This is a genomic window from Ginsengibacter sp. (assembly GCF_057362405.1).
On sequence record NZ_JBMQQG010000126.1, the window covers coordinates 1 to 19,198 of the forward strand.

The window sequence follows — 19,198 nt, forward strand, 5'->3', positions numbered from 1 at the left end:
ATTTTTACAATGGTCATTGATAACGCAAATAATTTTTCAGCGTCCGGTTATTTTTCTCGTTTTATTATTTAACTGTTACCACCTGGATTCAAATCACTACTGCCCACGACAATCAACTTCAAGAAACACTGTAATGCATTATTATAAACATATCTTTTATTTGACCAGTTGTTATTCTCGGGTTGGCAACCGGGTTCAAAATTTTCCACACTAACGGTAATTGGTTATTCGAAGAATAGTTCATCGACTTATGTAATAACGTCCCATAAATACCATCTGCCGTAAGATCCTGCGCAGCATTAGGATTGGGCGCCGGATCGAGGGTGATTCCCGGAATATGCGTCAAGGAACTATCTGCAGCCAATTCGATTGAAGTGATTTTAAGTGTATTCTCCTGCACAAAAAATGGAAACCGGTCTTTCGTTAAATTGATGGAAAGCACCTGGTCGTCTGTATTAAGCGTTGGATTTAAAAACTGATACCACTCGTTTGGAAATTCATGTCGTGCGCTAAAAATTCTCATTAGCCCTTTATCTTTAAGCGAAACTAAAATCTGGTTGATCTTATTATTCAGATTATCAGATGCATTTAATTTTAACGCGTCGCCACCTTCCCGCGCAGTATATTTCACCTGCATAATAACATCAGTGATGGTGTTGTAATCAAATTGCTGTAGCAGGGCATTAACTTTTGTTCCTGTTTTATCTTTTGTATTGGCAAAGGGAAATTGCAAATGCCAGCTACTAACGGCGCCTGCTCCTTCAAATGGTAAATAACGCTCATCGCGGAAGTTAAGCTCAAATAAACCACTGTCTGTCTGGCCATGGCTTAGCACAATTGATTGCGAAGTGCCGGCGCTGTCCCTAAAGCGCGGATCGTCTGCAGGAACTCCATTTATTGATTTACGGGGATATTTTTTTGCATCTGTCACACTTGTTGAATCGATGCGCAGCGAATTGTTCATTAAGGTAAGTGTGCATCCGATAGTTGTGAAGGGACCTGCTACACACGGAATGGATAAACTTACAGATTTTATTCTGCGGAAATAATGCCCGGGATAATCCAGGTCAAACAATTCTTCGGGAAGATTAATAAAGCACTGACCCGTTTCTTTCAATTTCAGTAGCGCAACTGCGTCTAACTGTGACAGTGAGATATATTTCGTTAATTCATATTCTCTTTTATTTTTTTCATAATAGGCTGTTTCCATTTGCTTCAGATTATACATTAACGATTCGCCACTTTGAAGTCCTTTTTTCATACTGTCCCAATACCCAAATTGTATATAGCCTGAATCGCTCAATCCCAGTTCATAACGGAAACAACGCTCTGCTTTTTTTGCAGCGTCGTAAGCCAATTGATAACTCTGGAAATAAGTAGTCGAAATCTTTCCAATCATCCAGGCATATAACTGTTCGTTAGTGAATTTGCTATGCATGAAGTCATCAGATTCTTTCGCATTGTCAATTTGCAGCTGTTGATTATCCTTGTCAGTATTGGCAATATCAAGTCTGATCTGGGCACCCAATATTTGTACATCAATTTGTTCCAGCTCCTTATTGGCGTTATTTAACTGATTCTGCCATTCCTGCGAACGGCGTTCATACGATGCGTTCGTGCTTGCCAAAGATGCCTGTTTATCTAATGCAGTAGCAATAGACTGCAATGTTCTTACCAGGTCATCCGCAGAACTTCCAAAACTCTGGCCGCCTGTTTTTGCTGTTGCATGGGGCGAACCGCCAAAGCCCGTAGCGCCAATAATAAAATCAGGAATTAATTTTAACCCACCCGCCAATGTATAGCCAATAGCAATGCCCGTATCAATAAATGTTGACGCATTGTTCAAAGCCAACGCAACACTTTCACCACTGTTTAATCCTGACGAAATTAGATTTTTGTAGTAATCTCTTTTTATCGTGATGAGTTCTTTTTGTTTAATAAGATTATCTATTTGATTTTGCGCTTCTGTTATTTGCTTTTCTTTCATCTTCATCACGGCACTAAGCAATTTTATTTCCTGGCTGGAGCGAAGTAACGAAAGATGTTCGGCATCCTTTTTCTCTAAGGCTCCAAGTAATGCCGCACCCAACGATTTCACCTCGTTGCACAACTCCGTTGCTTTCTGTATCATGATCATAAAGCGATACAATGGTAATGGTGCATTCATATCATTTAAAACGCTGCTCAAGTCCAGTCCTGCTGCGGCTGCGCGAACCAACATGCCCGGATCGATTGGCGGTGCGAATAAGGATAACGGTGAGAATACGCCGTTAATATCAAGACAGTGACGAATCTTGAACAAACGGTCCGCAACTGTTTTCCAGTACTGTAGAATATTATCATTAAACGGAATGCAGAAATACAGCGCTTCTATTGAAGGCAGGTCCGGATTGTCAGGATTAGAAAAATCGAAACCCTGGTACGTATGCATCGGCAGGAGATTTTCTATCTCTACCAATACATTTGAAAAAGTGTCCAGCTTCTTCTCAAGCTGGTAGTAATTATTTACCGGAACCTCGTACGCAGGAGGTACAATTTTAGGTTCGTCGCCCAAAATTTGTGCAGCAAGAACATAGAGTTGAGTTGCCTCAGTAACGGACTCCATCGTATGCTGCGTGAATAAATAATCGCCCCACCGGATAAGATGATCCAAATATTTCATCACGGTTGTTTTTTGATAAGCAACGGTGCGGTACTGGGCAATGTAATGCGGTTGAAAAGGATTTTCTCTCCAGTCTTCTACACTCTTGTCTAAATCATTGGGATGCGCAGAAGACGGGTCTGCAATACCAAACATAATGTTTTCAATTCGCTGCAAATCGTATTTTGTTTTTCCTGCTACATCTACCACATTCATGAAAAAGGGTTTGGTTACCCAAAACTTATCAGGCGCAGGATAAGCTGAAGTATCTGCCGGATTGAAAATATATTTAAACCATTTATCGGCATCTTCAAATTGTTGATTCTCGCTTAAACGCATAGCAATCATCAATGGTGCATGATAAAATAATTCCCAGTTATATAATGCATAGCCGGATTGAATATTAAAATCAACATCTTCTCTCGGGTAGCCGGGAGCGTTATCTACAAATCCATTTGGATAAGTTACCGGCTGCCCCGTATACACATTAAATTGCGGGGCATAGGTATTATTGAAACTAAATTTTGCAGGATTGCTATCGTAAGCGATATCACCTTTCAACTGAGTTTGGCGGCTCATTAAACCGTCAATTCCTTTATTAAATAATTGTCTTATAAAATAGCAGGACATCGGATGATAAAAATTATAAAAATGATACAACACCAAAATTCGTTTTCCCTGCGGAATCTGCGGCATTGCAGCTTTTATCTCAGCCTCTTTCGTTGTGTCTCCTTCTATAATGGCCTCGAGTAATTCGAGCAATTGATAGAACCATGCTTCCAAATCTGAATAGAACAATTCAAAAGAATCGTTGTCACTAAATTCGGGAGCTACATAATACGTGCGGCCTGTTTTCTGCAATTGAAACGTAGCATCCTGGTAAAAGAATGGTAAAAACGTTCCGAGCGTTATATTTGATCGCCTTTCAGCCAGCGCAAATTGATTTTGATTGGTGAGGGCCTGAATTAAATAAACAATCCTGTCAAAGAAACCAGCCTGCAGGGAGATAAGATTTCTAAATAATCCCGGTGTTTGATTTAAAATAGATGATTGTCCCTGGTACGCTAAAAAGTTGTTGGAAGAGTCACTGGCATTTTCATCGTCCAGCATATTTTGCAAACCGCTCCTGATAAAAAGATGAGGGTTAATCTGGACATTCTGATAGGTAACTACCGGGTATCCGCGACAAGGATCCAGGTCAAAGGTCCTCACATAATTATAATAACCATATTGATTTATTACATAACAATTGATGTTAAGTGTTCCGTTTTGTTTCAACGAAATTTCAATGTCCCCCAGGAATGTTTCCCACCAGCCCCTTATATCTTTGTTTTGAATGTAAACGGCAAGATTAGTAAAATCAGGTTGTGGCAAATCGACCGGCGTAAATAAGAAATTTGACTTTGCGGGAGAATAGGTCTGGTAAGAAGGATCATATGCCTGGTCCACTTCAATGATACCGGTGGCATCGTTGTTAGATATTTTCTTTGGCGACCATTTACCGCTTTTATATTCACTAAAAGCAATTTGTATCTGCCAGTATTTTTGCGGTTTGTTAATGGGGAAATTGGTTTGGCCTATTGTTGGAGCGGTCATGGTATCTGGTACTTCCCGTGCTTTCTCTGTAAACAATGCCCAGAAAAGATATATTCTTTGGTTGAATACAACCGGAATAATGTGGTCGCTGTTTATATCCAAATCAATTTTTTCCCATGCGGTCCATCTCCTGTTTTCAATAAATTTCCTGTAATAATAAATTTTGGGATCGCCGCCATAGGTGCGCCCGATAACATGCAACGTTTGATTATCTTCCTGGTACCACATACCCTTTACCTCTAACCGTGCCACACCATCCAATTTGTGCAGGTAATCCATGAAAGCATCTTCGGCATTGGTTTGCGTAACTTCATTCTGCAGCAGTTGATTTTGCAGGTCTTCAAAAAACGACGATTGATTGGGTAGTAATTCAGGTTCAATCCAGTTTTCAGGATACAGAAAAACCTGCCTGTTGGCTTCCCATAACCGATAATATTTCATCCACTCCCATTGGCTCCATTTACTATCGAAACTTGCCTGGTCGGGATCATCTGCGTTTACGGTAATGTCATTTTCCATACTCAAAAAGCAGCGCTGTACAAACTGTTGAACAGCATTGGTCGCCTGAACAATCCTTGACGTTGGTTGGCAGGCGCTCATTTCAACATCTATTAAAAAATAACTGTAAAGATCATTTGCGTTTACCCATGAGTTAGTTCCCGGGTTAGCCAAAAGCCATGTGACCAACGCATCACGCTTTGCCTCTCTTAATTTATTCTGCAAAGGTTGTGTTATACCGAGCCAGTCAGAATCGGTGTAGTTAGATTTTAATGTCTGTTTAATTTTTGTTGAATCATCAAAAGTTAAAGAAGGCTGGCTCCAGTTGATACAATCGTCTGCCTTTACTCCAAGCAACGCCATAGTTGCAAAACATTTGTATAAACGAACAAGGATCCGCATATCTTTTAGATCAGATGAAACTGCGGGGGATAAAGTAAGATTGAGATAGTTGGGTAATTCAATAAGTACTTTCAGTTGATCTTTATCCCACCCATATAATGCGGATAGTTCCGTCTCAATATCGTCAGCAGTCTTTACACCGTCAATAACGTCCTGCAAAATGTTAAAAATGGTAACGCCTTGTAAAGTTGTTACATAATTATGGTGCAGGTTGATTAAGTTGACCAGGTTTTCGAATGCTGAAAAATCGTTTGCAGTAACAGGAGTAACAACCGCTATAAGTGGGAGCGCATTTAAATCTGTTATGCCCACATCACCGGAATGACTAAGAGTCCACGCCAAGGCGTCAGCATCTATTTTTAATTTAGTAACAATAAACCCAATTTTTGCCAGCCATAAATATTGGTTGAACTGATTTGCATAATTGGTATTGTTAAGAATATTACTTTTCTGAACAAATGCATTGTCAGTCCAGGCGGTATAAATGGAGGGAACGGAAATAAATAGTTGGGCAGCGATGGTTTTATCAACCGTAAACCAGGTGCTGATGCGGTTTTGAATGGCCGTTTTTTGTTGAATATTTTTATAAACAGGGGAAATTTTTTGAAGAAAGAAATCAAATCTTTGGGCTACATGTGCAAAATCCAAAACTTTTAAATTCGTATCTACGTCGCCGTTAGTTGCAAAAAAGATATTGCCGCCGCTGTTATCTGTTAGTTGCGAATTATACAAATTATCAAGCGCATCGCGAACGGGATTTGGGTTGTTATAAAAATTCTTCAAGGCATCCCGCAGCGCAGTATCCATATAGCCGCCAAAGTGTAACACTTTTCTATTTGCATCAAAAGTTAATTGACCCTGGGATGGTCCGTACGATGTAAGCAACGGAAGAGAGGTCAACGGAACCGATGTGTTAGGATTACCCTGTGAATCGCTGAACAGTTGATTTATGGCATCCGTATAATCCTGGTCAGTAAAAGCCGACAACAATGCAGTTTGTTCACTGGTTGACATTGCGCCGGTAAACTCAAGTTGTTGCGCTCCTGAATTATAATTAATGTTTGCACTCAATTGAGATAAATTTTCAATGGCACCAAGATTTGAAAGAGTAACCTCGTGAAATGGCTGATCATACTGTACCCGTAAATTCTCCAGGAACGTATAATTCGCCGGGATCACATTATTTACAAAAACATCGTCATCTACTGTTTTTAAAATATTAATCAGTTTGGCGGCAACAGTTGCATCCCAATTCAATAAAGGATCATTTAGCCATTTGGTAAGCAAATCGCCGTTAGCATCAGGCTGAACAGCGGTATTAGCCTGTATTACCAATAGGGCATCCTGCAGTTCACCGAGGTTTGTTGTTATCACATCATCCGACGGAATTAATGTCGCGTTTAAATCATTTTGCTGGCGAAGAATATAATTCAGTTCCCAAACACTGAGGCCTGCATTGCTTAATAAATCATTTTTAGCCAGAAAATTCATGGTATCAACCGGCGTTACAAAAACATTTATTGGGATAACCTGCAAGGCTATACGCAAATCGTTCGCAGAAAATGACTGCGATTGCATCAATAAACTTTCCCGGTAAATAAGAGAAAGATTAGCAAGCGTTAACGTTGTAATTGAATTATCAGCAAGCAATACATTCAGGTCATCCAATGAAATAAGTGTTGCGGTCTGTATTACTGATTTATGTATTTCTGAAAGAGGAATACCACTGTTTACGTTTGCCAAAGCAAAATCAGGATTGAGTGGATAGGTAATTTGTTTATTTTGAAACAGGGTGTTATATAGATTATCATCACCCGTAGTGCTTATGTCTTCATAGAAAGCAAGCAGTGGAAATACTTCCAGGTCGAGCCTGTCTTTTAACTGAAGGAAATGATGCAGCCGCCACGCAAAATTTGGATCAATTACACCATTACCAATTGCAGGGCACTGAATACATGCATCAAGTTCCTGCATGGTGATGGAAAGTTTTTTATACAACCGAAGAAAGCGATGCAGGTGGTCAAACTTTTCCGCCGTTACGTTAGTGATATGTTGTTTATCCAAATCGCAGGAAATATCATCATGATCTATTTTACTATCAGCCAACGGGTTGATAAATTGCAAGGTGAGCAACGTTTCCAGGTCAGCATATTCCAAACCAGTATAGTCCAAAAAAAGATCTGCTTCCACTGAAGACGACGCTGCCAGTGACCCCCAATAATTTGAAGGATTTAACAGGTCTCCCTTGAAAACCAGGTCGCGTTCTTCAAAACTAACGCCGAGATAAGCATACGATTCTTCGAGCTGATCTGTTGGCGGGTTCGTTACCGGCAAATGTTCCTTAGCGAAAAGGCGTACCAGGTCTGCTTTGCTGATCCCTAGTTTGGTTAAATAAATATTTCCTTCCGTGCTGAATAAATCAAACGGCAGACCAAACGGGCGTTGAGCTGTTTTTAAAAAGTTATCGTATACTTTTACATTTGTGTATTCAGGGTTAGCACTTAATTCATCGGTTGATAAAAGTGTCTGATGTAATAACTGAACGCTAATGTTTGCTGCGTTTTGCGTCAGTTTCAGCACAATGTATTTATCGCGTATAACCCACTGCGTTAGTGGGCTTCCCATTGCCTGGTAAGCATCAGACACTTTTGCATCAGCCGTAAGCAGTAAATCGATATGCGGCACGTCCGCGGTGTGCGTTATTAATTCATTTAATAGACTTGCGTCAATCTTATATTCTTTGTCGGGCAGCGGATCTGTATTTACCAAAGGCACAAAGGCCGGAAGATTTGCTGTGAAGGTTAAAGCAATTGAAAAAACGGACGGCACTATTGCCTCCTCCAATATCTCATTTACAATATCGATATAGGGCAGCTGCACATTGGTGTTATCACAATTCAAATCAATATCACCTATATCGGGCCTGCGTTCCAGTAAATGGTCGCGAACTGTGCCGGTAGTATCAGCCATTCGCTGGCTAAGGAAATGCAACACATCTGTAAGGTAAGACGCAGCTCCATAGACAGAACTGCATTCATCACATTCACAAAAATCTGCATGCTGAAATAATACATCAAGATTCGGAATTTCTTTTGCTGCCGGGGACAGCTTCATTATTTTCTGGTAGTTGGGTAATACATTCAGTTTTGAGGCGGTAGCTAACCCATGCAAGTTGCCGGCTACAGCAATTGTTGAGGCATACATCTTTGCCGCATTGGAAAATATTTGTTGCGTCTCCTTTTTTCCGAGATCAGGGGCAAACGTTTTCATAAACCTGTCTTTCCCCATTGAATAGATCTGGCGGGACGAATGTATTCCTTTACTTAATAGAGCATTGGAAGCTTCATAAGTTGGGGCAAGTTTAAAAACGCGTTGCAATCTCCGTAGCTGGCCGGTAATAACCGGTTTCGTCTCCGTCGTTATAGTTTTAGGATTATTTGCAAAAAAAGTTTCTACCCGATCATGTTGCAAGTCAAAATCGGGATGTGCTTCAAAAAAATTAGTAATGCTTTCCTTGTGTTCAAAAGTTGATTTCGTATCAGCCTTAAGTCTTGATGCAAATGCGGCAGTTGGAAATTTATTTGCAAAATTTTTCTCGAGGTTAGCCGCAAAATTTTTCGTTTTCTCAGCTTTGGTTTTTCCTTTGATGGACGAGGGAATTTCTAATTTTTGAGTCTTGATTAACTTTTCCCAATCCGCTTTTGTGTGAGATGCCAGCTTCTTTATGTCGGCAGGTTTTTTTAATTTTTTTGTTTTTATTAAATGGTTAACTAACGGCAAATGATCATTGGTAAGATTACTCAATGCAAAAACAGTTTGTAATTGATTGGTGTTTGTTGAGATTGTTTGATTATCCTTTAAAGCTGAAAAAAAAGAATCGAAATCGCCCTGGTGCCTGGAAAGTTCTTCCATCACTCTCTTCGAGTCTTCATCTGAAAGTCCGCTGCTTTGAACTTTTTGAAATAGTATTGATGTAACTCCGGTTTGCGGATGCTGTTTTGCATATACGGCCATAAATCGAACCAACTGCTGCTTTATACTATCTAATTCGGCCGTTAGGTTGAATGGAATAATATTATCATTTATGGCTTGTTGAACAGATTGCATCAATACATCTATATTCTCATTCATTATGCCGTCAAGATTTTGCTGCAATAGTTGCTCAAAAGTTGGCGAAGCAAAATTCTGCAATAAACGGTGCGTTGCATTGCCGGGCACTCCTTCTCGGAGCATTCCATAGTATACAGCCGCATAAATTCTGGATAAAGTTTGATAACGGCAAGCCATCGCCAGGTCTTCGATCCGATCACGTTGCAGGTTGGTTTTATTGGTAAGAAAAGTAATGTCCTGCGTCTGATCATTTTCGGTTAACGAATCGAGTGTAATTTTTCCAATGAAAGGGGCAACGCCTGTTATCACGTTTTCATATTCTGACAACCCTCTGTAAGGCTGATCGCCAAGAGAGATATCTATATTTAAGGATGCACCGGCATTGTAATAAATATCTGATTGTTTGAGCAATTTGCCTGTAGCATCAAACACACGCACAAATACATCTGCAGCATCTTTGTCGGTATCGGCAAATTGTTGCTGGTTATAGGTTATTATGTAGTAACCCTGTGCATTCGTTTGCGCTTTACCGAGGGCTTGCTCGCTTCGGATATCCTTGTCAAAGGCATTGACGATAGCTCCCGGTACAGGTTGCTGCAATTGATTTCTTACCGTTCCGTAAACAGTATAACGGCCATCGACAGACGCTTTTTCAGATTTTGCTTTCATTGTAAAGTATTTGAGGGTTATTTATTTATTTGAATTTATCTTTCTATCAATTAAAAAATAGATTAAAAAAATCTTGCAGTTACGCCGGTGATTACCCCGCTCCCAGGAAGCGGCGGTGCTGTTGTCACTGTTGGAAAATTTGTCTTATCATCATAATTGGTCTTAAACGGAGAGTCTTTAGATACAGGCGAGTTCGCAAAAATTGAAACACCAAAATCAAATCTGCCGCCCAAAATCCTGGTTGTTAGTTTAAGATCAGTTGTAAAATAAGGGGCGGTCCCCGGCGCTACTTGTAAAGAAGGCGCAATACTAATACGACCCACTGCAGTTGGCGCCTCTAATTTTACAGAAGCTTGGCCACCGCCACCACCAAATTTACCGGCTACGGTGAATGAAGCCGGCGCCTCAATTTCTTTTCGTAATGCTTCATCCTGCTTTTGTTGGTTGGTTTTTGATGCAGTTGCCGGATCGCCTTTTTCGGGAGACTTCTTTTCATCAGTTTTATTTTTATCGTCATCTGGCTTTTTACCACTTAATGTTAGTTCAAAACCATAGATATCCGTTTTCCCGTCTTTTTTTTCATAGCTGAATCCAAGTTTTAAGCGATCGTCTGTAATTTTTTGACTTAAAAAACCAAGGCCTGCAGAAGCAAGTGCGGCAACTGGTTGGCCTGCATAAACATCTCCTGCAATCGGTACATTTAATTTTGGATTTTTAATGCCGATTGCAGCTATTGCCGTAGCCGTGGGCACCAGAATTACTATGCCTCCAATAATCAGAGGCACTTTATCTTTATCCCAATCCGCTTTTAATGATGTTGTAAACTCGTTGAGTTTTGGGTCCAGGACAATCTTTTTAAAAGTTTTAAACTGATCAGTATCGGGAACCACGCCTAACACTGTTAGGCCAACATTGCCCAGGTCTTTTGGCGCCTGGTCTCCCTTTGAAGAATAAACAGGATTCCCATTAGAATCATAAGTGGTTGTCCATGTTCCTCCATCAGTTCCCTTTTCATCTTTCTTTAAAACCGGATTGTTGCTGCAATACGCATAATCATTATTCCCATCTTTTATCCCGATAGGATCGACAGCTGTCCATCGCGCCAGCCACGGCGCATAATATCTGGCTCCATGATAATACAACCCGCTTTCTTCGTCCCGCTCCTTACCGGTATAACGGTAACGCTTAGCCGTTTCTGTCTGGCTGCGCATGGCCTGGTATGCCGTGCTTCCAAAGGGATAATATTCTTCATAAGAAATTATAGCGGCATTGTTGTCTAATTCCAAACAGGCAGTACCCAAATGATTGCTGTATTGATACCGAATTAAGAATGGCAGGCCATTATCCTCTCCCACAGTTCTTGTTTCAACCAAAGCGATGCGCTGTTTATCATCCAATATGTGCAGGGTGTGCCGTTCAAGTGTCGGAGAATTGTTTTGTCCTTCGCGATATATTTCACAAGCATTTAAGTAAATACGATCCTTGAGTATATTTCCATTCTCAATTATTTTTCTTACCCGTTGGCCGTTGCTGTCATAAACATAATATGCAGTACCGCCTCCGCCTAAATCAACCTGCTGCAGTTGGTCAGTATAGTTCCAGGTTAAACCAAAATTGGCATTTTGCATATTCAGCATATTACCATGCGCATCGTAACTATAGTTGGTAACATCAGCGCCCGCCTGGGTTTGCGTGAGGCGATTATCATTTCCATTGTATGAAAATATTCTTGTCCATTTATTACTGAATATCCCATTACCGGCATTGTGAATCATGTTGAGCATATTACCTACCGCATCGTAATCATATTTTTCTTCATAACGCTGCATGGCATTCATATCACCCGGTAAGGTTAAACGTTGATTGTTAAATTGAGATTTATCCGAGTCGAACTGATCGCTTGCTGCGTTTTGCCCGATGTGTTCACGGCCCTGGCAATAAGTCAGGCGATAAATTGCGTCATATTCAAATTTGCTATTGGCTTCAACCGATGCATTGTTAAAAAAGATGGTCTGCTGGGCATTGTCGCTAATAGTTGTAATATTTCCAACAGGATCAAAAGTATAGTTCAAGTCCTGCAAGATGTCTGCACCATTATTTCTCGTAGTAAGTAGTCTTGCGAGGCGGTAGGTTTTTTCATCATACTCATATTTCGTCGTAGTATTGTTCCCATACAAAATTCTCTCCCGTTGCGCCTTGGCGTTGTAATCAATATTCTGTACAAAAGAAATATTTTGGTTTTGATTTTGAACGAAAACATTCAACTGTTCCAGTAGACCTGCTTCATTATACGATGGATGTATTTTGCTTCCGTCGGGTAATTGCAACTCGGTCGCACGACTTAACGCATCAAATAACGAACTGCCGTTAAAGGTCTCAGCATTGAGCAAAAGCGTTGGATTTATAACATTCCAATCCACCACCTGTTTATATTCCGTTGCTAACTGCCTGCTGTTATTCTTTACATTGTTTTTAAAATCGAATTGCGATGTTTCAACCATACCGCTTTGATCAAACGATTGAAATAATTTACCACGTAAATTGAATTGCTTGTCATTTAACTGGTTCTCGCCATAGATACAGGAGTGAATTAATTTTTCATTATTCACATCATTTACATTTTCCTTTATCCACTGCTTTAAAGGGCGATGTAATAAATCGTATTCTGTTTTGAACCGATGATCGCGGCTATCCCAGGCATACACTTGTTTGTTTAATACATCATTAAAAATAAAATGCTCACCCCCATCCATACTTTTTTGGTATAGTTGATGTGAAATCATGTCATACTTATATTGCATAACACTGTTGCCTCTCGCATCAACTACCTCGCACAAATTATTTTCAATATCCAAAACAGATCGCGTTGAATATTTTCCTGCAACTCCATTATCGGCTATAGCATAAACTGTTCGTCCCAAAGAATCAAAATGTTGCTGCGACGGCGTTCCGGCATGCTTTGCCGTTAACCACGCAGCACGTTGTTCAACATCTGACGGCTCTGCTCCCACTGGATTAGGACTCCCACGATCAATATACCATTGACTTTCCAAAACCGTGTCATTTTCATCATAGATCAATTCTTTCCACGCATCAAATTCCGTTTTTGATAAGGTACCGTTAGCATGCTCAACACGAATAGTCCTGCCTAAAGGATCATAATATAATACTGATGAAAAACCAATTTCAACCAAAGCATCCTCACCTTCAAATTCAAATGTTGTGCTGAAGAATGGTTCATATTGCTTAACAGGATTTCCTTTATTATTTAAAATTGTTCGCCCGCTCCCAACCCATCGAAGATTCGGCGAGGTATCAACCGTAATTAAATTATTACCATCCCACTTTAACGCAATGCCCGGCTCCGCCTGAATTTTTGTTTGCAGATTTTTACCAAGCCCGTTTGAATAGCCAACACTTAAAGAAACTTTGGAAAGATTACCGCCCGACAACTCGCTCTCATGTGTCTCCCTTACAACACTGGCAAAGCAAACCGGTTGACTTCTATTTATCCATGCAAATAAATCGTAATAAAAAAAAGTTGTTGCATGTTGCAAAAATTTGTGTGGATTAGTTATAACCTCATTTATGTCTGCGGGAATAATTACACTGTAATTCGTCAATGGTTCATCGCCGTGATCACCATCTCCTTCTGTTCCATACATAGTGGTTGCGACAACCATAGCCAGTTCATCGGTAATAGATTCGCTGACATTATCATTCAGGTCTTTTAACACCGCAGGCTGTAACGCCCTGTAATCAAACGCTTCAACAGATGCCGTATTTTGCAGCGCATCTTCAGTTTTTATAATGACCAGATTATAATTATCATAAAACAACTTTGTTTCAACATCGGATGGATCTTTTACGCCTACAGGTAGATAAAATCTCTGTTTCGCATCAGCTACACTTTCAACTCCATCCAAATAAATATTTTTGCCTGATGGCATCCACCAATTAGTTCCATCTGCCTGAATATATTTTCCATCTATCAACATTTGATTGGTAACTCTTGCACCATACAAATTTGTAATGAGCGAGGGCGTGAAAGCCAGTTTATAGGTTTGTTCCGCAATGCCCAATGAATCTACTTGTTGCAAGGGCAAAGGGGTTACCAGGTCGTTGTTGAGATAAATTTTACGCACATCTTCAATAAGCCGCTTTTGTAAAGACCCATTTGGAATCTCTTCGTAAGGTATAATTGCCGCAGTTGTAAAATCATTCAGCAAATCCTCAATACTAAATACCGCAATTGCATTGTACGTGTTATGGGTGAGTTCATAAGTTTTTGTTTCTGCCACAACTTTCAGGCGGTAAGTCTCCGGCACATCAAATAAATTCGTAAAACTGTTTGTCGTATAAACTACGTGAACATTACTTTGCTCCGCTTGTATTTCTGCCGGCAATTGCACATCAGTTGTCTTCCTTCCATATACAACCGCTGCCGATTGCAGTACATTTCCAAAGTTATCTACTTCAATATTTAGTGAATGAGCAATACGCGGATCGTTTAAATTTCTCTCGTAGTTTATGTTCAATGCCTCGCTTTCGTGCATCAAAAAAGCAGCATACCTGTTTATATTCTTTGGCTGAATTAATTTAATTACACAATTGTGAGTGCTAACGGTGTAAGGTTTTGCCTCATCAATACTACCATCATTTGCATACACCTCAATGCGTAGTACCAAGCCTTTGCAGGCACGTAGCGCTTCTCGGTTTTCGCCTGCCGTTAAACCACCGGGTAAAATTGGTTTTCGTAAATTAAATTCAAACGGGCCTTTGTTATATTCAGCATCAAATTGATCTAATATTTTTTGTTCATTGAAATAAACTCCGGTATGAAACCACGTAATTGTTTTAACCGGTGGTTGATGTAAATCTTCATCAACAACATTGTTGGCATTGGACAATTTAAAACTTGTAAAGTCTTCAGTGTCGAGTTGCTCAACTCTTCCAAAGCCACGAAATTCTCTTTCGGCATGATCGTAATACCCGTGATGGTATGAATAACTTCTTGTAAAAACCGTTCCAGCTACCATATCCCGAACCACTGTTTTATTTACACATTGAACAGGAAAAGGAAGTTTGGTTATCCATGGAGTACCCGATTGCTGGTCTTCGAGATAATAATAAGTTGAACTCTTAAATTCCCAGGCTACTTCTTTGCCAAAATTATTTTTATAGCCGCTCATAATGTAAGGCTTGTCACCTCCCATGAGGTCAATATAACGCATAGGCGTATTCGCATATTTTGGCAGAGAGGAAGACCAAACAATGCAACCAGTTCCATTACCTAAAAAATCGACGACAGCAATTTTGTTAGGCTGTTCAGTCGTTGGAAAAGAATCGAAATCCTGCTCTTCACCCCATGCATTACCCCCGAGGTTGATCCACGCTTTGCACCGATTTTTCCCCAGGTATAAAACGTCTGTAGCTCCCGTTCCGCTAATATCTGCAAGATGCAGGTAAGATGCATTAAAGAGATCAGGGGTATCAAACGCGGGAGCAAAATCCATATTCACTTTAGCCCCGAATTTGCCATACCCCAAATTGGGCCAATAACAAATTTCACCGTTACGGATGCGAACAATATCCGTGAGGCCATCCCCATTCATATCAGATAAAAAAATGCTTTGGGTGGAATCTGCAAATAAAAGCGCCGGCCCCTTTTCTTCATCGTAAGGCTTCGCGGCTAATTCAGGCGAATCAAAACCAGCAATACCTTTACTGCTATACCAGGTAAAAACATTTTCTTCAGCCACAATCAGGTCGGCTCTTCCATCCCCATCAAGGTCAATAAATTTCGTGTTGGCATCAGAAAAGTTAATATTAGGCATTTGAACAAATGACTGAAATGGCTGCCATTCTTCTTCATCACTCAATTCAAAAAATCCGTTTGCTCCATTTTGTAAGCTCACAATAAATTTTCTGCCATCAGCCTCCAAATCCTGTAACTGCAAAGAGCCATTATTTAACCCTGTATACGATGGTTTTGGAATTACTGGTTGAGCAACAGAAAAATTTCCATCGCCTAAATTACTTTTATAATACCACGCGTTAGCCTGCTCCGTTAGTATGCCTGAAATTCCTTCACTCCATAAGTCAGTCCATTGATAACCGTTAGTTAAGCCAACGGGATCGTTTGCTAAATTAGCAGACGAAACATTTTGAACAGTTTTATTCCAATTCAATTGTTGATAATAAAATTCTATTGGAGGCAAACTTTTTTTAGAATAGGAGCCGTCTTGTTTCCTGATATAACCGCTTTGTTGAAGTGCAATAATAAAGTCGGCGTCTGCATTTCTCTTCTGTGAAGGAGTGGACAAAAGATTTTGAAAAAGCTGGAAACTTAAATCGATTGAATGCACCAGGCACGGCGTGGCGTTGATTCCGTCATTTAATTCCTTAAAATAATGAAAGAACAAAATTCGCCTGCAAAGCCTGTAGGTTCTCATTTCAAATCCAGACTTGCATTGCGAAAAAGGTTCTAACCGGCAAGGCCAATCTTTTTGCATTGCCGGAGTCGGAATCAAATCATCATGATCGCCAAAATCAAATACGGTTTCAAAATAATATTTTGGATCAACAGGCAAAGGCACATCATATGGATTTGCCAAATCGGGGAAATATGGATTTTCATTTCCGTGTTTAATTCTCTTAAGGTAAATGTTCGTGCACGATGCATTTCCATTCAGCCTGTTTCCTTCAGATAACCTATTTGGAACATTAATAAAATCATCTTTTACATATTCCAATTCAAAACAATTTCCCTTATCATCATAACTTATTTCCGGTAACCATTTATAAACCTGCTTCGGGTTTGCAGGATTAAAAAGTTGCGAGGCTTGTGATCTTCCGTAAATGGTAACAACATTGTTGCGGTCAGTTACTTTCCAATAAAAAGCCGTCGTATCTTTTGGTATAATTTTTTCAATTCGGCTAAAACTGCCTTCAATACGGGGACGATATCTTTTAATAGTATAACCGGTAGTTGCGTCCTTCATTTCGTCAATTTGCCAATTACCTCCACCGTCCTTTTTCAATACAGGAACCAAATCCTCAACTCCGGTAAACATGAACACATCGCTCTCATCGGTATCTTTATAGACGGGAAGTTTCTTATCGGTTTTTCGTTGAATAGAAGAAAAATCAAGGCTCCAGCCCAACCCGAATTCAGAATTGCCTGAACCCGAATTATAATTCAGAGACATCGCAGGAATGAAATTGCTCCTGGTTTTACTGAAAGGAAGTGCCACAGAAAAAGACGCCGTACCATTAGCGGCATTTACATTAAACTTTTCATCAATATTTCTTAAGGCGCCACCACCTTTAGGGAGGGTTATCGTGGGGGCCGCAATTGCAAAATTTGAATCGCCCTTATTTGCATTTGAAGCAGGCGAATCAATTTTTGAATTCTGCAATCGTTGATTTGTAACGTCCGAATTTTCCATTCAGAATAAATTTCAGTATTGAACAAGAAATTCCAATCATCGGGATGATTAAAATATAATTATCTCAAAACAAATAGTGATGGCAAACTCTTTCTGCGGAAAAGAAAAAGGGGTTACTTAATAATCAAGAGATGATAAACTTAAATAAAATTTTATGCATTTCAAATCTTTTAATAAATATAATTTATGCACAGGTATCTTTCTGTTTATTAAAATTGGTTTGAAGGATAATTAAGAAAGGAATTGCCTTAGCGAGGGAAATGTATTTGCTTTCAGGCCAGCGTTTTGATACATTCTTTGTAAGCGCCCGGAGTAATGCCCTCGGCCTTTTTAAAGAGCCGGACAAAGTAATTAACATCAGCAAACCCGCATTGATAGCCCACGGAGCTGACTGTGTCTTTTCTGTCAGACAATATTTGCTTGGCGAGTTTAATGCGTTCCCGGTTAATATATTCCAATGGGGTAATGCCAAATTGTTGTTTAAACCATTTGAAAAATTCATTGCGGCTCATATAAGCTTTGCGTGACAAATAATCTATTGAAATTTTTTCTGTAAGGTGTTCATGTATAAAATGTAATACAAAATGCAGGCGTGTCTGGTTCCGGTGATCGGAGGATGCCGTACTGACCTGAGTGAGATGCTGACTCTGTATTAATCGAATCAGCAGTTCTTTCAAGTTTAAATCAGCATAAATATTTTTTGCAGTATCTGTACTGCTGCACACCCTTATTAATTTATTTATAATGCCGGTTATTTCCGTATCGTTGGCAAAATGATATTGATTGAATTGCAATTTCCAGTTATGGGAATCATCAGGATCATTGTTATAATAGCTATCAAGGTAGTTTAGGGTATTGTTTACATACCTTCCATCAACAGCCAGCGCAATACATTGCGTGGGGTTATTAATTTCAGCTTCGGGGAAATCGATAACCATTGTTTCGTTGGCTGGCACTATAACCGTTTCACCGGGGAGATAATCAAAAGCGGGCTTTTCAAGCAAATGCATTACTTTTTTGCCCCTAACCATACTCGTTATAACGAAGTCATCAAAAGTCAGCGGCACCCTATAGGCCTCCTGGTAACTTTCAAACACATTCAGTTCACAACTATTAAGGTTGAATATACGTCGGTTCTCTACAAGCGTTTGCAGGTATTTGGGATGCGTAAGATCTATTTTATTTAAATATTTTCCGTTTGCCAATCAATCGTTTTTAGAATTTAAAGTTAATTCATCACGTTCCGTTTGCCAACAACTTTGGTACAATCGTGCTATAAAAGAATACTAAAGTGCGCAAGCATCATTTATTTACTTGGGAAGTTTGGACTATTCCTAACAATTAAAATTGCCTGAAAATGAGTACAACAACACAGGCTGCCCCGAAATCCAACGTGGCAGCAAGACCCAAATTCAAAGAAAAATATGAACATTATATTGGTGGCGAATGGGTGACGCCAAGCAGCAACGAATATTTTGAAAACATTTCACCCATCGATGGGAAAGTATTTACTTATGCCGCAAGAGGTAATGCCAAAGATATTGACAAAGCCGTTGACGCAGCTACAGAAGCCTGTAAAACCTGGAGCAAAACTGCCGCCGCCTATCGCAGCAACCTGCTCATAAAAATTGCACAGGTAATTGAAGATAATCTGGAATACCTGGCCGTTGTAGAAACCATAGATAATGGTAAAGCACTTCGAGAAACCAGGGCTGCAGACCTTCCCCTGGTTATTGACCACTTCCGGTATTTCGCCGGCGTTATCCGTAGCGAAGAAGGCAGCATCAGTGAGCATGATGAAACTACCGTATGTATTAATCTCCACGAACCA

Annotated in this window: 4 protein-coding genes; 1 reads left to right on the top strand and 3 read right to left on the bottom strand. The window is 39.9% G+C overall.

Annotated features, from left to right (window positions below):
* Positions 1–118 precede the first annotated feature (118 nt).
* The 3 genes from ACO1O5_RS10490 to ACO1O5_RS10500 form a co-directional block, all read right to left on the bottom strand.
* On the bottom strand, positions 119–9,916 hold the full coding sequence (locus ACO1O5_RS10490) for a Tc toxin subunit A-related protein (RefSeq protein ID WP_486269965.1): 9,798 nt from the start codon (positions 9,914–9,916) through the stop codon (positions 119–121).
* A 62-nt stretch (positions 9,917–9,978) separates the two neighbouring features.
* The gene (locus ACO1O5_RS10495) at positions 9,979–17,367 is read right to left on the bottom strand and encodes a SpvB/TcaC N-terminal domain-containing protein (RefSeq protein WP_486269966.1); all 7,389 of its coding nucleotides are present in this window, start codon (positions 17,365–17,367) and stop codon (positions 9,979–9,981) included.
* Positions 17,368–17,639: 272 nt separating this feature from the next.
* On the bottom strand, positions 17,640–18,572 hold the full coding sequence (locus ACO1O5_RS10500) for an AraC family transcriptional regulator (RefSeq protein WP_486269968.1): 933 nt from the start codon (positions 18,570–18,572) through the stop codon (positions 17,640–17,642).
* Positions 18,573–18,724: 152 nt separating this feature from the next.
* Here ACO1O5_RS10500 and ACO1O5_RS10505 point away from each other — a divergent pair.
* On the top strand, positions 18,725–19,198 hold a 474-nt coding region (locus tag ACO1O5_RS10505), incomplete at its 3' end, for an aldehyde dehydrogenase family protein (RefSeq protein WP_486269970.1).

Coding starts and splice junctions, on each gene's coding strand:
- ACO1O5_RS10490 (WP_486269965.1), bottom strand. CDS start 9,916: ATGAAAGCAAAATCTGAAAAAGCGTCTGTCGATGGCCGTTATACTGTT.
- ACO1O5_RS10495 (WP_486269966.1), bottom strand. CDS start 17,367: ATGGAAAATTCGGACGTTACAAATCAACGATTGCAGAATTCAAAAATT.